This is a genomic window from Winogradskyella sp. R77965 (assembly GCF_044594915.1).
Taxonomy (GTDB): Bacteria; Bacteroidota; Bacteroidia; order Flavobacteriales; family Flavobacteriaceae; genus Winogradskyella.
Genome location: NZ_CP138990.1, coordinates 3,758,415 through 3,776,445 on the forward strand (window position 1 = coordinate 3,758,415; position 18,031 = coordinate 3,776,445).

17 protein-coding genes are annotated in these 18,031 nt (G+C 29.5%); 11 read left to right on the top strand and 6 right to left on the bottom strand.

The genetic code is table 11. From position 1 onward, the window contains the following. Positions 1-8 precede the first annotated feature (8 nt). The 4 genes from SJY34_RS16610 to SJY34_RS16625 all read left to right on the top strand — a co-directional run bounded on the left by SJY34_RS16610 (position 9) and on the right by SJY34_RS16625 (position 4,602). The gene (locus SJY34_RS16610) at positions 9-218 is read left to right on the top strand and encodes a hypothetical protein (protein ID WP_400077618.1); all 210 of its coding nucleotides are present in this window, start codon (positions 9-11) and stop codon (positions 216-218) included. After that, positions 208-1,596, top strand: coding sequence for a class I SAM-dependent methyltransferase (locus SJY34_RS16615; RefSeq protein ID WP_400077620.1), 1,389 nt, complete (start codon positions 208-210; stop codon positions 1,594-1,596). The genes SJY34_RS16610 and SJY34_RS16615 overlap by 11 nt, the downstream gene beginning before the upstream one ends. 345 nt (positions 1,597-1,941) lie before the next feature. Beyond that, positions 1,942-3,108, top strand: a complete 1,167-nt coding sequence (locus SJY34_RS16620) for a sulfatase-like hydrolase/transferase (RefSeq protein WP_400077622.1) — start codon at positions 1,942-1,944, stop codon at positions 3,106-3,108. Positions 3,109-3,477: 369 nt separating this feature from the next. Continuing rightward, positions 3,478-4,602 carry a sulfatase-like hydrolase/transferase gene (locus SJY34_RS16625; protein ID WP_400077624.1) on the top strand — a complete coding sequence of 375 codons (1,125 nt, stop codon included), beginning with the start codon at positions 3,478-3,480 and terminating at the stop codon, positions 4,600-4,602. Between the two features lie 6 nt (positions 4,603-4,608). Here SJY34_RS16625 and SJY34_RS16630 read toward each other — a convergent pair whose 3' ends face one another. Then, complete coding sequence (locus SJY34_RS16630; RefSeq protein ID WP_400077626.1) at positions 4,609-5,760, bottom strand: glycosyltransferase family 2 protein; 1,152 nt, start codon at positions 5,758-5,760, stop codon at positions 4,609-4,611. Continuing rightward, positions 5,750-7,051 (bottom strand): hypothetical protein, encoded by a 1,302-nt coding sequence (locus SJY34_RS16635; protein ID WP_400077628.1) that lies wholly within the window; start codon positions 7,049-7,051, stop codon positions 5,750-5,752. Before SJY34_RS16635 ends, SJY34_RS16630 begins: the two co-directional genes overlap by 11 nt. A gap of 122 nt (positions 7,052-7,173) precedes the next feature. On the opposite strand from SJY34_RS16635, the gene SJY34_RS16640 reads away from it, so the two are divergent. From SJY34_RS16640 to SJY34_RS16660, 5 genes are read left to right on the top strand one after another with little or no spacing between them, the layout of a single operon-like run. Next, on the top strand, positions 7,174-8,082 hold the full coding sequence (locus SJY34_RS16640) for a hypothetical protein (RefSeq protein ID WP_400077630.1): 909 nt from the start codon (positions 7,174-7,176) through the stop codon (positions 8,080-8,082). Between the two features lie 14 nt (positions 8,083-8,096). Beyond that, the gene (locus SJY34_RS16645; protein ID WP_400077632.1) at positions 8,097-9,074 is read left to right on the top strand and encodes a GNAT family N-acetyltransferase; all 978 of its coding nucleotides are present in this window, start codon (positions 8,097-8,099) and stop codon (positions 9,072-9,074) included. Then, positions 9,071-10,174, top strand: coding sequence for a DegT/DnrJ/EryC1/StrS family aminotransferase (locus tag SJY34_RS16650; protein WP_400077634.1), 1,104 nt, complete (start codon positions 9,071-9,073; stop codon positions 10,172-10,174). Before SJY34_RS16645 ends, SJY34_RS16650 begins: the two co-directional genes overlap by 4 nt. Continuing rightward, positions 10,175-11,485, top strand: coding sequence for an O-antigen translocase (locus SJY34_RS16655; protein ID WP_400077636.1), 1,311 nt, complete (start codon positions 10,175-10,177; stop codon positions 11,483-11,485). It abuts the gene before it with no gap. A 10-nt stretch (positions 11,486-11,495) separates the two neighbouring features. Continuing rightward, positions 11,496-12,791 (top strand): O-antigen translocase, encoded by a 1,296-nt coding sequence (locus SJY34_RS16660; RefSeq protein ID WP_400077638.1) that lies wholly within the window; start codon positions 11,496-11,498, stop codon positions 12,789-12,791. Here the strand turns inward: SJY34_RS16660 and SJY34_RS16665 are convergent. Continuing rightward, positions 12,788-13,927 carry a glycosyltransferase gene (locus SJY34_RS16665; protein WP_400077640.1) on the bottom strand — a complete coding sequence of 380 codons (1,140 nt, stop codon included), beginning with the start codon at positions 13,925-13,927 and terminating at the stop codon, positions 12,788-12,790. The two genes, SJY34_RS16660 and SJY34_RS16665, sit on opposite strands and share 4 nt — an antisense overlap. Positions 13,928-13,962: 35 nt before the next feature. Here SJY34_RS16665 and SJY34_RS16670 point away from each other — a divergent pair, with 35 nt between their 5' ends. Next, entirely contained in the window at positions 13,963-15,054 is a 1,092-nt protein-coding gene (locus tag SJY34_RS16670; protein ID WP_400077642.1) for a glycosyltransferase, read from the top strand. Positions 15,055-15,067: 13 nt separating this feature from the next. Next, a complete protein-coding gene (locus SJY34_RS16675; RefSeq protein WP_400077643.1) occupies positions 15,068-15,457 on the top strand; it encodes a sugar 3,4-ketoisomerase in 390 nt (129 codons plus the stop codon). Here the strand turns inward: SJY34_RS16675 and SJY34_RS16680 are convergent, their stop codons facing one another. The 3 genes from SJY34_RS16680 to SJY34_RS16690 are packed head-to-tail and all read right to left on the bottom strand — an operon-like array spanning position 15,458 to position 18,030. Beyond that, the gene (locus SJY34_RS16680) at positions 15,458-16,399 is read right to left on the bottom strand and encodes a glycosyltransferase family 2 protein (RefSeq protein ID WP_400077645.1); all 942 of its coding nucleotides are present in this window, start codon (positions 16,397-16,399) and stop codon (positions 15,458-15,460) included. After that, a complete protein-coding gene (locus SJY34_RS16685; RefSeq protein WP_400077647.1) occupies positions 16,396-17,289 on the bottom strand; it encodes a glycosyltransferase family 2 protein in 894 nt (297 codons plus the stop codon). Before SJY34_RS16685 ends, SJY34_RS16680 begins: the two co-directional genes overlap by 4 nt. 15 nt (positions 17,290-17,304) lie before the next feature. Next, entirely contained in the window at positions 17,305-18,030 is a 726-nt protein-coding gene (locus tag SJY34_RS16690) for a class I SAM-dependent methyltransferase (protein WP_400077649.1), read from the bottom strand. Position 18,031: the final 1 nt, after the last annotated feature.

An 18,031-nucleotide genomic window follows, 5' to 3' on the forward strand; every position in this document is an offset into this window, starting at 1 on the left:
TTAAAAACATGCATTTTCTTTATTTCGATCCAGGTTTAGGTGCTATGATTATTCAGGCCATTATTGCGGCAGTAGCTGGAGTAGTGCTGTTTTCTAAAAACTTGATGTATAAAATCAAACTGTTCTTAGGAATAGCAAAGCCAATTGAAGATGATGTTTTTGATGATATTGAAATTAAAGATTCAGAGGTAGATAACAATAACTCTAGTGAACGCTAAAGATATACATCCTTCTTCATTTAGAGATCCTTCAGGCTATGTTTTTTCAGAAAATGGAGACATAAAAAGAGTTATAAACCCCATTTATTTTGAACAATATAAAGCACTAACCGATAGTGGCTTTTATAATTCATTGTTTAAAAATCAACTATTAATTCCTCATACAGAACTTTCAAATACTAATGAGGAAATAGTAATAAAGGCAGAAAAGATTCCTTTTATAACTTATCCTTACGAGTGGAGTTTCAATATGTATAAAGAGGCTGCTTTGTTGACACTTAGACTTCAAAAATATTGTTTAGAAAAAGGATTTTCGCTAAAAGATGCTACAGCGTTTAATGTTACGTTTCATAAAGGGAAAGCTGTTTTTATAGATACCTTGTCGTTCGATTTTTATGCAGAAAATACCCCTTGGAGAGCCTACAAACAATTTATTACTCACTTTTTTGGTCCTTTACTATTGGCACATTATCATGGTGCACAATCCTTAAAGTTGTTAAGCAATTTTATTGACGGTATTCCTGTAAAGATGATAAGTTCCATGTTACCCTTTAAGACCAAGTTAAGTCCGATATTGTATTCAAATATTCATCTTTTGGCTAAGCTAGAAGATAAGCATAACGAAGATTATAAAGGTGAAGCTAAAGAAGCTTCATTATCAAAAAAAGGCCAGCTTAATATTATTCAGAGCCTATACGATTATATAAAAAAACTAGAATTAAAAGAACACTCAGAATGGGGAAATTATTACGACAAGACGAATTATACGGATGATGCTTTTATAAAAAAATCAGAGATTATAAACACATGGGTAAATACAATACATCCAGAACGTTTAATTGATATCGGTGGTAACGATGGCACATTTGTTAGGAAATTAAAGAGTACTGTTAAAACTGCTCTAGTTTGTGATATAGATAACAATGCTGTAGATTTTAATCATAAAACAATGAAACTGAACAAGGAAAAAACCATGCTTCCTTTTGTTCTCGATGTTCTAAATCCATCAGCTGCTATTGGATTAAATAATAAGGAGCGTGATTCTTTTTTAGATAGAATAGAAACTTTTGCACCAGATGTAACTCTAGCTTTGGCAGTAATTCACCACATGTCTTTATCTGGTAATGTGCCTTTTAGTCAATCAGCTAAATTTTTTAGTTCGTTTTCTAAATTTTTAATTATTGAATTTCCAAAACGCGAAGATTCTTGGGTACAACGACTTTTGACTAATAAAGCGGATTTTAAAGACCATTTCGATTTTTACAATTTAGATAACTTCATTTCTGCATATTCTAAGGTGTTCGAAATTATAGAACAAAAGGAAATAGAAGGTTCTAAAAGAGTTATATTTCTACTCAAGAATAAGAGTCAATCATAATGACATTTTTAAATTACGTGAATGTTAGGAAATTTTAAAAAGAAAATAAAGTTTTTTTTTAATGATAACACATCGTATCCTGCCATCGCAATTATTGTTGCAGGTGTGTATGCTCTGTTATATTATTATGATAAAAATTATGCTCTAATTAACTCAAAATCTCAATTCGTTTTTTTAGTTTCATTGTATATTTTGCTCCCACTTTTCTTGTATTATGGTTTCAGTTTTATATTTAAAAAAGTGGCCGTATTAAAGGATTACAAAAGGTTTTTACTTCCAATTTTTAACTTGAGCAGCTTTCTTATCACTATAGTGATTAGCCTATATGGATTTGATACTGTGAAAATGCTAATCGCATTAGTTTTAGGAATTATAATAGGAAGTATTTTAGTAAATCATGTAAAGAAGGTTATTATAGTTCAGCTTATTTTAATCTGTATGGTTCTTCCAAAATTAGTTCCAGATCTTTACAGAGAGGTTATGTATTCAAAAGATTGGATGAAACAACCAGATGCTATTGAAACAACTGTTTTTAAAAAACGTCCAAATGTGTATGTAATTCAACCAGATGGCTATGTGAATTTTTCAGAATTAACTAATAAATTGTATAATTTTAATAATGAAATTTTCGAGAACTTCTTAAGAGAAAATGGTTTTGTATTTTATCCAGAGTATAGAAGTAATTACTCTTCTACATTGAGTTCTAATAGTTCTTTATTCGGTATGAAGCATCATTATTATGGTAATAAAGTTTTAGGTATAAATCCATCTCATAATACTAGAGATGAAATTGTTGGTGATAATCCAGTTTTGCGAATATTTAAGAATAATGATTACAAAACATTATTAATGTTACAAACCCCTTATTTACTTGTTAATAGACCAAAAATACATTTTGATTATTGTAACATATCATTAAATGAAGTTTCATATATAGAAAGAGGGTTTTACTTAGAAAAAGATTTAAGTAAAGATGTAAAAACGGCTATTAGAGAAAATAAAAGCACTTCTAATTTTTTCTTTATTGAAAGTATGCTGCCAAGTCATATTGTAACTCATAATGGTTCAGGAAATACTGTAGAAGAGGAAGGAAAATTATATATAGAAAGGCTACAAGAAGCGAATAAATGGCTTACAGATTTAATAGACTATATTAGTAAAGAAGATAGAAATGGTATTATACTAATAGTATCAGATCATGGAGGTTATGTTGGTTTAAGTTCAATGGAACAGAACCAATTAAAACAAACGAATAGGGATATTGTGTACTCTATGTTTTCTTCTGCATTGGCCATTAAATGGAATTCGGATAAACCTGAGTTTAAAAATGAAATTCGTTCTTCGGTAAACCTATTTAGAACAGTATTTGCACACTTAAGTGAAGAGCAATCTTATTTAAATCATCTCCAGGAAGACAAAAGTTATATGATTATTAGAAGTGGGTCTCCTAAAGGTGTTTATGAGTATATTGACGAGTCTGGAACTACAATTTTCAAAAAATATATTAATTAAGTTTTGTTCAATAAATTAAGAAATATAATACATAGCTATTTAAAAAGCGATAAGCAATTTCCTACTATAATTGCTATCGCCTCTGGTTTGTATCCAATGTTATACTGTTACTCAGGTAACTTTTCTTTATTCAATTCTACAACACATTTATTTCTTTTTCTCTTAGTTTTTATTGGTTTACCTGTAACCATTTTTAATATTACCAATTGGCTGCTTAAAACGTTTAATTATAAAAAGCACGCTCTTTTTATTTTTTCACTATTAAACGTATTCACACTTTTGTTTTTTATAAAAACAATTACATATAATGGTGCTCAACGAAAGAAGATACTACTTATAATTATTATAGCTTTCCTTTTTGCAATGTTTTTGAAAAAGCATTTAAAAAAACTAATCGTTCTTCAATATCTATTGGCTGTAATTAGTTTTGTAGGCTTAATTTTTGCAATCTATAATAATCTAAATATTTCAAGTGATTGGCAAGGTCAACCAGATGATATTGCGGAAATAAAGTTTAAGAAAAAGCCAAATGTATATTTTATTCAACCAGATGGTTATGTGAATTTTTCTGAGTTAAAACGTGGATTCTATAACTATGATAATAGTACATTTGAATCTTTTTTAGATGAAAATGAATTTACGTCGTACCCAGATTTTAGGAGTAATTATTCAACAACTTTATCTTCTAATGCTTCATTTTTTATGATGAAGCATCACTACTATAATCGTCGTGTTTCGGATTTTGAATTGTATAATGCACGAAATATGATTATCTCTAAAAATCCTGTATTAGATGTTTTTAAAGCTAACGGTTATAAAACGTATTACATTTCAGAAACTGACTATTTGTTGTATAATAGACCAAAAATGGGTTATGATTATTGTAACATAAATTATATAGATCTTCCTTTTATAAAGCCCGCTATTTCTGAACCATTAGATATCAGTAAAGATATAGAAAAGACAGTTTCAGAAGTTATAGATCAACCCAAATTTTTCTTTTTACATTTTTTAAGCCCATGGCATATTAAAACTAGAAAAAACAGCTCGAGTAATAATAAGGATATTGAACGAAATAATTGGTTAGCGAACTTAAATGATGCGAATAAAAAGTTAACTAAGACAATCAAATTAATTAAACATCAAGATCCTAATGCACTTATTATAATTATGGCTGATCATGGTGGGTATGTAGGATTTGAATATGGTGATGAAAGTGAAATAATGCACCAAAATAGAGATTTAATCTATTCTGAATATAGTAGCCAATTATCGATAAGTTGGCCAAATAATGATATCCCAAAATTTAATGATAAATTTAAATCATCAGTAAACTTGTTTCGCCTGCTCTTTTCTCATTTGTCAGAAAATGATAAGTATAGCGAACAACTTCAAGGTGATGAAAGCTACAAGGTCTTAAGGCATGGTGTAGAAGTTGGTATATATAAGTATATTGATGGAGATGGAAATATTACATTAGAGTCTTTAAAATAATTTCACTTACTTCTTAAGTCCTAAAATACTAAAAAAGAAACTAAATAATATAGTTTGAATACCAAGCTGTAAGGTCGTTATAGCAGGGATTACAATTCGTAATGTGGTATTTGTGTCTAAGTTTCCGAAATTAGTTGTTTGCCACGATGCTAAACCTTTAAAACTTAAAAATATACCAATAACTATGAGTATAAAACCAATTATTAATCCTTTTTCAAGATTTATAAACTTAAATAATTTGTTATAACGATTAGATTTTGGAAGTAGTTCGTTTTCAACAGCAAAGATTTTTGTTAATCCATAAAAAATAATAAACTGAAATCCGACTAATAAAAAAGCAGTGGTATAAAGAAGTGTGTGCACATCTAGAGTAAAACTTTCAAACTCTATCGGATTTATGACAAGTATAATAGACATGACGAATCCGATTAAAACCAATAAAATTCCTGGATAGAGAAATAACCAATTTGGTGAATAGAGCATTAAAAATCGTAAATGCCTCCAACCATCACTCCATGTTTTAAGATGTGGTGCTCTTGTTCTTCCGTCTTTATGAAGTTTTGTTGGTACTTCAACAATGAATAAATTATTTAGCTTAGATTTTACCACCATTTCTGAGGCAAATTCCATTCCTGTTGTTTTTAAATTCATTTTGTTATATGCTGCTTTAGAGAAACCTCTTAATCCACAGTGAAAATCACCAATATTAATTTTAAAAAATAAACGTCCAAGAAAAGATAGTACAGGATTACCTAAATATTTATGCAAAAAAGGCATAGCGTTCTTTTCTATACCACCTTTAAAACGGTTACCCATTACTAAATCTTTACCGTTTCGTAACTCTACTAGATAAGGCATAAGGTTTGAAAAATCATAACTATCATCAGCATCACCCATTATAACATACTTGCCTTTTGCAGCATTAATACCTGACTTAAGCGCACTTCCGTAACCTTTTTGTTCTACATTAACCACATTTACATTATGTGATAAGGCAATATCTATGGAGCCATCTGAGCTTCCATTATCTGCAATAACAACTTCACCGATAATGTTATTTTCATCTAAAAAAGACTTTGCTTTAGCAATGCAAATGCCTAAAGTCTCAGCTTCATTAAGACATGGCATTACAATAGATAATTCTAGTTTATTCTCCACGTTTTAAAAGTTTAAGTGTACTAATAAATAACAAAAATAATAAAGCATAATTATAGAAGAGATAGCGCATTATTGAATGACTAGCAAAGGCTATAAAAAGTGCATTAGATAAAACTAAAGATGATAACAAAAACAGAATAGTATAGATTTTCTGATAGTTAAAAATTGTTTTTATTAAACTGAAAAAGAATATAATGACAACAAAGAAGAAAACTATCGGAGAATAAAACCCATGAGTGATATTAGTATAATACAATGTAATCCATTTATTAAAATTATCCTTAATTAAAGCCAAGGTAAAAACTTTAGAAGCAGCTTCAGTTTCAAAAAAAGGGTATGATACAATTTGGTTTTCACTCCAGTTTTTAGGTTTTTGTTTGTTAGTATAATAATTTACACCTTGTTGCATAACCGTTTGGTTACAGATTTTAGGTAAATTCTTATGGAAAAATAAATAATTTTCTTTACGAGTTTTGTCGACTTTTGGAAGTAGTTCTTTTTTAATTAGAGTATCATAGCTTATCTGTAAAATTTCCTTGTAATCTTTCTGCTCTATTAGTGAATAATCTGTTGTGTCTGAAACATAAATTGCAGCTGTAGAGGCACTAATAAACCCTAAAGGCGTTGGCTTAAAAAAGCCATCTTTTAGCTTATGATAGGTACGTTCAGTTAGGCTCGCAATGACAATAACACCACAAAAAATAAATATATTAATGAGGTGCTTACGTTGAATAATTGATTTTCTGTGCATCAAAAAATAGACACCTGCAAAAACTAAAGTAGAAATAATAAATTGGCTTCGAATAAAAATTAATCCAAGAAAAACAATGATATAATATTTAAAATTTTCTTGTTTATTATTAAATAAAATATCTATGCCAAGCGTAATAAACAATAAGTATAAACCATAACCAAAGCCTTCGGAACAGATATTATTTGCAATAAGCAGAGGTGGAAAAAATGGGAATATTAGAATTAAAAGAAGTGCAATTTTATATATAATATTTAAATTAAATATTGAAACTGCTTTTGTGAAAAAATAGTGAACGCTAATTAAACTAAATACTGTATGTACAAATACGACTATCACATCAAAATAAGATCCGAAAACAGCCGTAAAGCCTTTCAAAAAAATCACATAACCTAATTGGCGATATGGCATTGCCCTTAAATAGCTATAGGTGTCAGGTGAATAAATTGGATCATTAAAAATGCAAAAAAGGAAAACACCAAAATAGATGGTTAATAAAACCACTGTTTCTTTAGATAACTGTTTAAACTTTTGTAGCATAATTGATAAATTGTGGTAAAAGTAAATCTAAATATTTTAATAGTTATTTATATTATCAATGTTTATATACTTTAACTTATATAATAGTAAGATTTATATTATTGTTATACTTTAGCTTTAAAATGAAGAAGTTTTTAAAACGTATTACTATTTTTTTTGTACCTATATTTCTGCTTCTTTTCATTGCGGAATTTTCGGTAAGAAAGATTCCCAATTCGTATAAATTAAAAGGAGAGTATCTAAAAAAAAACGCTAAATCTATACAGAATATAGCTTTGGGTAGTTCACATACCTTCTATGGAATTAAACCAGAATATTTTAGTTCTAAAACGTTTAATGCTGGTAATATATCTCAATCTCCAGATGTAGATTTTGCTATTTTAAAATCTTATGAAGATAAGTTTACTAATTTAAGAGCAGTAATTATTAGGCTTTCTTATGATACACTTTTTGAGCAACTCAAAAATTCACCTGAAGATTGGCGTCTAAAAGATTACAAACTATATACTGATGTAGAGTTTGATTACAGTTTTAAACATAATTTTGAATTGCTATCTATTGGAACTAGTAGATGCTTTAAAGTTTTAAAAAATTACTATTTTAATGATGACCCTTTACTTAATAGCGATAGTTTAGGTTGGGGAAATGATCTTGGTAATAAAACAAAAACCAATATAAATAAAGCTGGTGTAATAGTCGCTAAACGTCACACAATAAAGGCATGGGATTTACTTGAAGATAACGTTAAAATATTTCAGCAATTGATAGAATGGTGTCAACAAAGGAATATAAAAGTCTTACTAGTGACTCCACCTGCTTATAGAAGTTATACAGAAAATCTCAATAAAAATCAATTTAATAAGATGACTCAAGTAGGTAATGACTTAAATTCTAAATACAACAATTGTACTTATTATAATTTATTGAATCATGAAGGTTTTATGGCTGAAGATTTTTATGATGCAGACCATTTAAATGCAAAAGGAGCAAAGAAATTTTCACTCATCATTAATAGCTTAATAGAAATTTGAATTATTTTTGATTGATGTCTAATTACAGAGCAGTACTTTATAAAACTTCAGATAAAGAAACTTGGAACAATTTTGTTTTAAAAAGCAATCAGGCTACGTTTTTGTTCCAAAGAGACTTTATGGATTATCATAGTGATAGATTTCAGGATTTTTCATTGATGGTCTATAAAAATGACAAGCTTATAGTTGTATTTCCTGCTAATATAGTTGATGAAACAGTGTATTCGCATCAAGGGCTGACTTATGGTGGAATGCTGTTTAATAAGGATATGAAATCAATTGAAGCTATTAATAGCCTTAAGGCTATTTTAAAATTTTTGAATGATAATGGTATAAAAGAATTAATTACAAAAGAACTTCCATCTATCTATCTATACAATCAGACGAATAATCCCATGGCTTATTTGTTATTTAAAACCAAAGCAGAATTATTAAGAACTGATATGCACTCGGTTGTAAACACTAAGTTTAAATCCTACTCAAATAGTAGAAAAGAAGGTATTAAAAGGGCGACTAAGTATAACTTAAGAGTAGAAGAGTCTCACAGTTTTGATGTATTCTGGAATACAATTCTAATTCCAAATTTAAAGGCTAAACATAATGTAAAACCAGTACATAGTTTAGAGGAAATAACACTATTAAAATCTCGTTTTAAAAACAATATAAGACAGTTTAATGTATTTAAAGATGGTGTGATTGTTGGTGGAACTACAATATTTGAAACCAAAAATGTAGCGCATTGCCAGTATATCTCTGGTAACCAGGATAAAAATGAATTGGGTAGTTTAGACTTTTTGCATCACAACCTTATTGAAAATGTATTTGTTGATAAACCGTATTTCGATTTTGGAACCTCTAATATAAACTCAGGTCAAAATATCAATGAGGGTTTACAATTTTGGAAGGAAGGCTTCGGAGCTAGATCTATTACACAAGGCTTTTATAAAATAGTAACGGGGAATCATAAATTACTAGATAATGTATTAGTATGATTAAGTTTTTAGATTTACATAAAATCAATAATCGTTTTCGTGATGATTTTCAAAATTCGTTCAGTAAATCTTTAGATGACTCACGCTATATTCTAGGTAATAACGTTACTAAATTCGAAAATGAATTTGCAGAATACTGCGGCACTAAGTATTGTGTTGGTACAGCAAATGGTTTAGATGCGTTAACGCTTATACTAAAAGGGTATATTTATTTAGGGAAACTGAAAAAAGGTGATAAAATTATTGTGCCTGCAAATACATTTATTGCTACAATATTATCGGTGTTGCATGCAGAATTAATTCCTGTACTAGTGGAGCCCAATCCAAAGACCTATAACTTATCTGTAGAATCAGTTAAAGACCAATTAGATAATGATGTAAAAGCAGTTATAATGGTTCATCTTTATGGTCAGTTAACCGACTCAGAAGGCCTAAAACAACTAGCACAAGTACATAATTTACTATTAATAGAAGATGCAGCACAAGCCCATGGATCAGAATCAAATTCAAAAAATTTAAAAGCTGGAAATTTATCTCATGCCGCTGCATTTAGTTTTTATCCAAGTAAAAATTTAGGTGCATTAGGTGATGGAGGAGCAGTGACCACAAATGATTTAGAATTGGTAAAAATCCTAAAGTTGTTACGTAACTATGGAAGTGAAGAAAAGTACGCTAATAAAATTATTGGTTTTAATAGTCGTTTAGATGATATACAGGCTGCATTTTTAAGCATAAAATTAAAAGTTTTAGATACTGATAATGAAAGACGTCGAACCATTGCTAAAGGTTATTTAAAAGGTATTAAGAATTCTAAGCTAAAATTACCGTTTTACGATGGTTCTAAAAACCATGTGTTTTACGCTTTTGTGATTGAGGTAGATGATAGAAGTGATTTCATGGAGTTTTTAAATAAACACCAAATTGAATGGTTAATCCATTATCCAATTCCACCGCACCAACAAGAAGCACTAAGTCTGTTTTCTAATATAGTTTTACCTCTTACTGAAAAAATTCATAAAAGGATTATAAGTTTACCCATCAGTCCTGTAATGACAGACCAAGATGTACAGATTGTTATAGATGCCCTAAACACCTACTAATTGAAAAAGTTTTTTAATTATATTAATAGCGAAGTACTTGTTAAGGCTGGTAACTTAAACACCGTTAATATTAGTCTCAGAATTTTCTCTGGTATTTTAATTACTAAGTTTATTGCCATCTATATTGGTCCTTATGGTATGGCACTCATAGGTAACTTAAGGAATTTTTTAAGCGCTATTCAATCTCTTGCAATTTCTGGTCTTTATAAAGGTGTGGTTAAATTTATTTCTCAATGTAAGGATGATGCTGTTGAGCTAAGTAGAACCTTATCTACAGTTTTTTATCTAGGCTTTTTCTCTTCTGTATTATTGGCTTTTATTTGTTATTACAATGCAGAGTTGATTAATGATTTAATTTTTTCTTCTAGTTATAATTATACGTATATCATTGAAACACTAGCGATAGTTTTGCCTTTCTATGCTCTAAATATGTTTGTGTTTTCCATTATGAATGGATTTTCAAAGCATAAGATTCTACTAATCATTAATATTCTTGGGCAAATTGTAGGTCTTTTAGTGACTTTGCTTTTAATATATGATCAAAATATTGATGGTGCTTTAATAGCAGTCTCAATAACACCAGCACTTAATTTGTTAATTACCATTGTTGGAGTTGCTTTTAGAAAAAACTTAATGTCCTCGATAAGGATTACTCAAGTTAATTTTTCAATTTTAAATAAATTGAGTCCATATATGATCATGGCTTTGGTCAGTGCTATTGCCATACCAATTGTAATGATTATTATTAGAAATTATATCATTTCAGAAATAGGTATAAAGTCTGCAGGGTATTGGACAGCTATGACCAGGGTTTCAGATTATTACCTCATGTTTTTTAATTCATTGATGGCACTTTACATTTTACCTCGTTTTTCTGAAATAAACGGAAAACGAGAGTTCAGAAAAGAAGTTTTTAGCTTTTATAAAACCATTATGCCAGTATTTTTAGTGTTACTTCTTATTATCTATTTCAGTAGATCGTTGTTGATTAGTTTATTCTTTACAGAAGATTTTAGACCCGTTGAAGATTTGTTTGGTTTTCAAATTTTAGGTGATATTGCTCGTGTGCTTTCTATGGTAATTGCTTATCAGTTTCTAGCAAAAAAGATGTTTGCACATTTCATTATTTTAGAAATATTTTTATTCGTTATAATGTATGTGTCTAGTATTTACCTTATTGATGAATTCGGTTTAAAAGGTGCAGTAATGGGACATTGTTTGAGCTACTTTATGTATTTTGGAATAATATTATTACTCTTTAGTAGTTCTTTATTTGGTGTATTAGCTGAAGATGGAATGGATGATTATTAAAAATTAAAACGTGAAACTTCCAAAGTTTATTAGTGATAACATAGTGCTTAAGATTACATCGCTTAATGCAGTGGTTATTGCCATTAGATTAGTCATTTCTGCCTTTATCCAATGGTTGCTTGCAACAACAGTTGGTGCAGCTGGTATTGCAAATATTGGGCAAGTTAGAAACGTTATGGCCATGCTTACAAGTACAACTTCGCTGGGTACCTTCAATGGAGTTGTAAAATATGTTGCTGAATTTAAAAAAGATCAACCAGAACTTTCAAAAGTATTTTCTACAGTAACTGTTTTCATACTTTTAGGCTCACTTATTTCTGCTGCTGTTTTATTTTTTGGCGCATCTTTTTTATCTACTTACCTTTTTAACTCACAGGAGTTTATTTATGTTTTTCAATTATTGGCAGTTATTGTTCCTTTTATAGCCATTAATCGTGTCGTAAATGCAGTGGTTAGTGGTCTGTCTGATTATAAACGCTATGCTAAAATTGAATTGATAAGTTATATTTTGGCCACCGTAGCACTCATTATTGGTCTTTATTTTACAGAATTAAAAGGAGTACTTATCGCTATAGCAATTGCACCTATTATTCAGTTGATAGTTTTAGCTTTTGTGTTTGGTAAAATCTTAAAAACTTATGTACCATTAAAATCACTTAAACTGAGTTTTATTTATAAAAACCAGTTATTGGCATTTACTCTGATGTCGTTTATTTCCACTTTTTTATTGAATTATGTTGAGTTAGATATCAGAACCTTAGTTACAGAGGAAATTAATATTAATGAAGCCGGTTACTGGACAGCCATGACCTTTATTTCTAAAAACTATATGGTGTTTGCTACAGGATTGTTCACCTTGTATGTATTACCAAAATTTGCAAGTATTCATAGTAAAAGTGAATTTAAGCACGAAGTCTTAAATATTTATAAAACCATCCTACCCATTTTTGCCTTAGGAATGGTAATCGTATATCTTTTGAGAAACTATATTATTAGATTCATTTATCCTGAATTTACTGGCATGGAACCATTATTCAAATGGCAATTATTTGGCGATTTTATTAGGCTAAGCGCTTTGGTATTAGCACATCAGTTTTTGGCAAAACGATTGGTCAAAAGTTTTATAATTACAGAGTTGATCTCTTTAGGTTTGTTTTTTGTGCTTTCGAAAGTGTTTATTCAACACTATGGAACCGAAGGCATCGTTATTGCTCACTTTGTGAGATATATTATCTATTTTATTATTGTAGTTTTTGTAGTTCTGTTTTACTATGATAAGACTACTGCTAATAGAGAACAACTCTAGACATGTTTTTGCCATGTATTTAAATACTGCTTAGCACAAGATACATAGTGATGATGTGTTTCTACAAACTTTCTTGCATTGCTAGAGATTTCAATTATTTTTTCAGGATTAAGAATTAACCATTCCAATTTTTTAGCAATAGCTTCGCTATCTGGTAAGGCATTTATAGCAATGGTATCTTCTTCTAAGTTATAATATTCTAGCCATTCTTTTTCTGCTCCAGTGAAGACAACTTTTCCTTTTGCCATAGCTTCTAAAGCATTAAGTCCTTGATCATAAGCATAGATTTGGTCTAACATAATATGAGCTTCGTTATAGCTTTTAACGTATTCGTTATATGGCAAACTTCTTACAGTGATAACCTTTATTTTTTCAGAATAGGTTTTGTTTACGATTTCTAAAGCTGCTTCAAAAATATCATTGCCTTTTTTGTAATAGTTATGAGAATTAATGCCATGAAATATTACAATTTTATCTTCAATATTTAATTTTTGAAGTTCTAATTTTTCAGTATTTATGGGGTTAGGAATGAGTCCCAAATATTTAGGATGATTTAATAACGGTAAATGATAATCTAAATCTGAAGCAATTACTCCAACAATAGATTTATAAACATGATGATGAAGTTCAACAAAGTCTGGTTGCAAAAACTTTAAACCATAACTACTCAGAAATTTATCTTTTCCGTTTTTATATGGTGTAAGAATAGAGTATCTCAATTTATTGTCATTTGCATATTTCACACTGGTATAATCTGTTCCACAAGACAATAGAAAAACGTTTTTATTCCAAGCACAAATCAAATCAAAAATGTCCTTTTCTATATTGGCTGTACAACCAAAAGAAGCTTCATTAATAAATTGAACGACATCAAAGCCGCTAATTTGAGATTTTAAATTTATGATCTGTTTTTTAATTTGAAGAGATTCTAAATCAGTTTTCGTAAATCTATAAATTAGATTTTTGACTTTTTTTAAAATGCCAATTTGATATTTTTTCTTAATTAGTAAGTCAACTTCATAATTTTTAAATGTATCATTTGTAGCAACAATGGTGACGTCATGGTTGAGCGTTACTAATCCTTCTTTTAAAGAATTATGAAGCCTGCTATATTCACCAACCAATAAAATTTTCATTTATATCGTTACATTTGTCTCAAAGATACTAGTTAATGCCAAAAGCCAATAAAAAAAAGATTTGTATTGTTGCGTCTTCCTTAGGTAGAGGTGGAGCAGAAAAATCTTCGGCACAGTTATCTATTATGCTCAGTGATCTTGGTTTTGACGTTTACATCATTACCGTTTTAGATCATATAGATTATGACTACAAAGGAACACTTCTTAATCTTGGTAAAATAAAAAAAGAGAATGATACTCTTTTTGGAAGAATAAATAGACTTAGAATCTTTAAAAAGTTCTTAAAAACCAATGAAATTCATCATGTTATAGATGCTAGAACAAGAATTCATGCGTATCAAGAATTTATAGTATCAAAATTTATTTATAAAATACCAGTAACTTATGTAATTCATAATCATAAAACTAAAAAGGCATTTACAGCTTACCATTGGTTAAATAAAAATCTTTATCAAAAAGAAACCATGGTTGCGGTTTCAAAAGCAGCAGAAGAAAAATTTAGGAAGTTATTTCAATTAAATAGTATAAAAACGATTTATAACGGGTTTGATTTTGATACTATTGAATCCAAAGCAGATGAGAATGTCGGGCTCAATATTGGAAAATATATCATCTTTTATGGCAGATTGGATGATGAACACAAAAATTTAAAACTATTATTTAATGCCTTCAAGTTGTCAAACCTCCCAGAAAAAGAAGTTAAGTTATTGGTATTAGGTAACGGTCCTGATGAGGTTTTGTTAAAACAATATGCAAAAGAACTAGGACTTATTAATTCAATAGTATTTCAAGGGTTTGAAAAAAATCCATACCCATTTGTAAAACAGAGTTTATTTATGGTGTTAAGCAGTCGATATGAAGGTTTTCCGATGGTGATTCCTGAAGCTTTATCACAAGAAGTGCCAGTAATTTCGGTAAATTGTGAGTCAGGTCCTAATGAAGTTATAGTAAATGAATACAACGGATTATTAGTAGAAAACTACAAGCCAGAATTATTAGCAAAAGCTATGAATAGGCTTTATGAGGAAAAAGATTTATACTTGCATTGTAAGTCTAACGCAAAAACAAGTGTTGTTCAATTTTCTAAAGATAAGATCGCTGAGCAATGGCATTCATTGTTAAAATGAAAATGAAACGGTTATGAATACGATTGAAAATGTCAAAATAATTGAAATCCCAAAAGTCCATGACGAAAGAGGAATCCTAGCCGTTATAGAAAAAGACACGATTCCTTTTGATATTAAGCGTGTTTATTATCTCTACGATGTACCTAGTGATAGCTTTAGAGGTGGACATGCACATAAAGAGCAACAATCAGTCATTATTGCATTAAGTGGAAGTTTTGAAGTCATTATTGATGACGGTAAAACTAAAAAACGAATAATGCTGAACAAACCTAATCAAGGTTTATATATACCAACACATATTTGGAGAGAGATAGATAATTTTTCTTCAGGATCCGTTTGCTTGGTCTTAGCTTCTACAGAATACAATGAGGAGGAATATATAAGAGACTATAAGGAATTTTAACTATCTGTAAGGTGAGCTGTAAAGTCGCTTTTTTAACAACCAGAATTTTAATTTTTTTAAACCAATAAGTAGAGGTCTTGGTAGCGTTAAAAGAAATTTTAGTTTATTATTTAAGTTTTTAAAATCAATATCTTCTTTTAACAATTTTGAGTTTCTATGATCACCTAAAATCTTAGCTTCTAAAGCTGCTGCAAATCTGTTTTGATCTAGATATTTTTTTAAGGATAAATTATGTTGTTCATCTTGCTTGTGGTTATTCAACATTTTTATTAAATCGGGAATGTTCTTAGTTAAAGACAAATGATTATCCTTGGTATGAATCATTTTATGAGCGGTAACCTTTGATGAAAAACCTACATTAAACTTTTTGGCAATATTAATCCAAAGATCAATATCTTCTCCGCAGCCCAAAGTTTCGTCAAACAAAAAGCCTTGGTCAATTATCTTTTTAGGAATTACAACGGCAGATGTCCATAAAATATTATCAATAGTACTTGAGGTAAAATAATCGTTCACAATACCAAAAAATGGATGATCAACATTAATAAATTTAGGTTGTGTTGTATAATTATCAAAAAACACTTTTTGATAAGATGTTGCATAAATTCCACAGTTCGGATACGATTCAATCAAAGATTTTAATTCGGATAAGTGATTTGTAAGCCAAATGTCATCTCCATCAGAAAGTGCGACGTAATCCGCATTTGCTTTTAGCATTCCAAAATTTCGAGCAGAAGACACACCTCGATTCTTTGTTGGAAAAATTGAAATTCTTTCGTCCTTAAACTCACCAAGAACCTCTAAACTATTATCTGTACTACCATCATCTACTATAATAATTTCAAAATCTGTAAAATCTTGATTTAAAATACTCTTCAGTGTCTGAGCAACAAAATGAGCTTTGTTGTAAACAGAAATGACTACAGAAAAATAAGGTTTCATGTTTTACCAGAAGTTATTGAACAAAGGTAGCCTAATTTGTAAAATTGAAGAAAGGTTAAGTTAGGATTGCCACTTAAAAGCTGTCGTTTGATGCTTGTTTTTGAAATCTTAAAAATAAATAAGATTAATCCTTTAAGCCCAAAGGATTTAATTTTTTTGTATAATTCTAAAAGTGAATTATCAGTAATTATATTACTATGTTTTTGGTTAATCTCAAATATAGTTTCAACGGCTTGATTAACCTTAGTTAAAAATATAGAGTTGGTATCTAAACCTTTATGAATAACATTATTGTTAATATGAAAGACTTTAATATTATTGGCTTTCATGAGCGCACCCATATAATTATCGTAACCATAGCCGTCGTTTTCTATTCTAGAGTTAATATCTAAAAACGTACGTTTTTTAACTAAAAAATTTCCAGAGATTACAATTTTGTATGGTGTTTTGTTTCTAACATCGGCATTAACATGTTCATATTTTTTTCCATATTTCCAGCGTAGAGTAAATTGTTTATTTGGTTTTTTAGAATCGTAAGTAAAACCTCCATAAATCACATCGTAGTTATGATTTAAGAATTTTAAATAGTCTTTGAGAAAGTTTACTTTTTCTGGAATTACATCAGAATCAAGAAATAATAACCAATTGTATTTAGCATTTTCAGCAAGCGATTGTCGCGTTGTAATTCTACCTTTGTTATCAGCTGAGATAATGTGTTTTGCGTTTGTAATACTCTGTATTATAGTTTTGTTCTCCTCTAGATATTTTGAGGAACCATCTTCGTAACAAATAACTTCATAATTAGGCGCAATGCTTCCTAACTCAGCTTTTAAAGTATTGAGAAGCTCAGTTACATTATAGTTATATGTTGGTATTAAAATGGATAACACATCAAAGATCTTAATTTATGGTTTTATGGCTTTTATATAAGCCTCAGCTCTAAAACCAAAAAAAATATCATTTTTAGCTGAAACTATTTCAGTGTTAAAACCAGTAGTTTGTAAACGTTCATTTAAAGATACCAAAGAATAAACCCGCACATGGTCTTTCTGACCAAAAGCAATCTCGCGAGCTTCTTCACTAGTAATACTGTCGTCTTCATAAATATCTCCATCTTTAAACGGAGTCTGAATGAGGCAAATACCATTTGGTTTTAGAACCCGAAATAACTCCGACATCGCCTTAGTATCTTCTTTGATATGTTCTAAAACATGATAACATATGATTATATCAAAAGTATTATCATTTTCTGAAATTGAAGTAATGTCATAATGAAGGTCGGTTGCGAACTCACCCATAAAATCCGTGGTTACGTAATCTAAAGATGAAATCATTTTTAATTTTGAAGATAAATTCTTTGGTGGTGAAAAATGAAGCGCTTTACCATTTAATGGCATTTGCTTTAAAGTATGATACAAGCGTCTTGTTCTAGATAAACTTCCACAATTTGGACATAATAAATCACTATTAGCGCGCTTTACAAAGTGCTTTAATTTAAACTCACAAATATTACATTGTACAGCATCACCAGCATACCTCTGTGCGATTAATTTTCTAAAAAAGCGTTCATTATTGGACAACACTTTCTCTGGGAGAATGCTTTTGGCTATATTTTTTAGGGTTGAGTACACG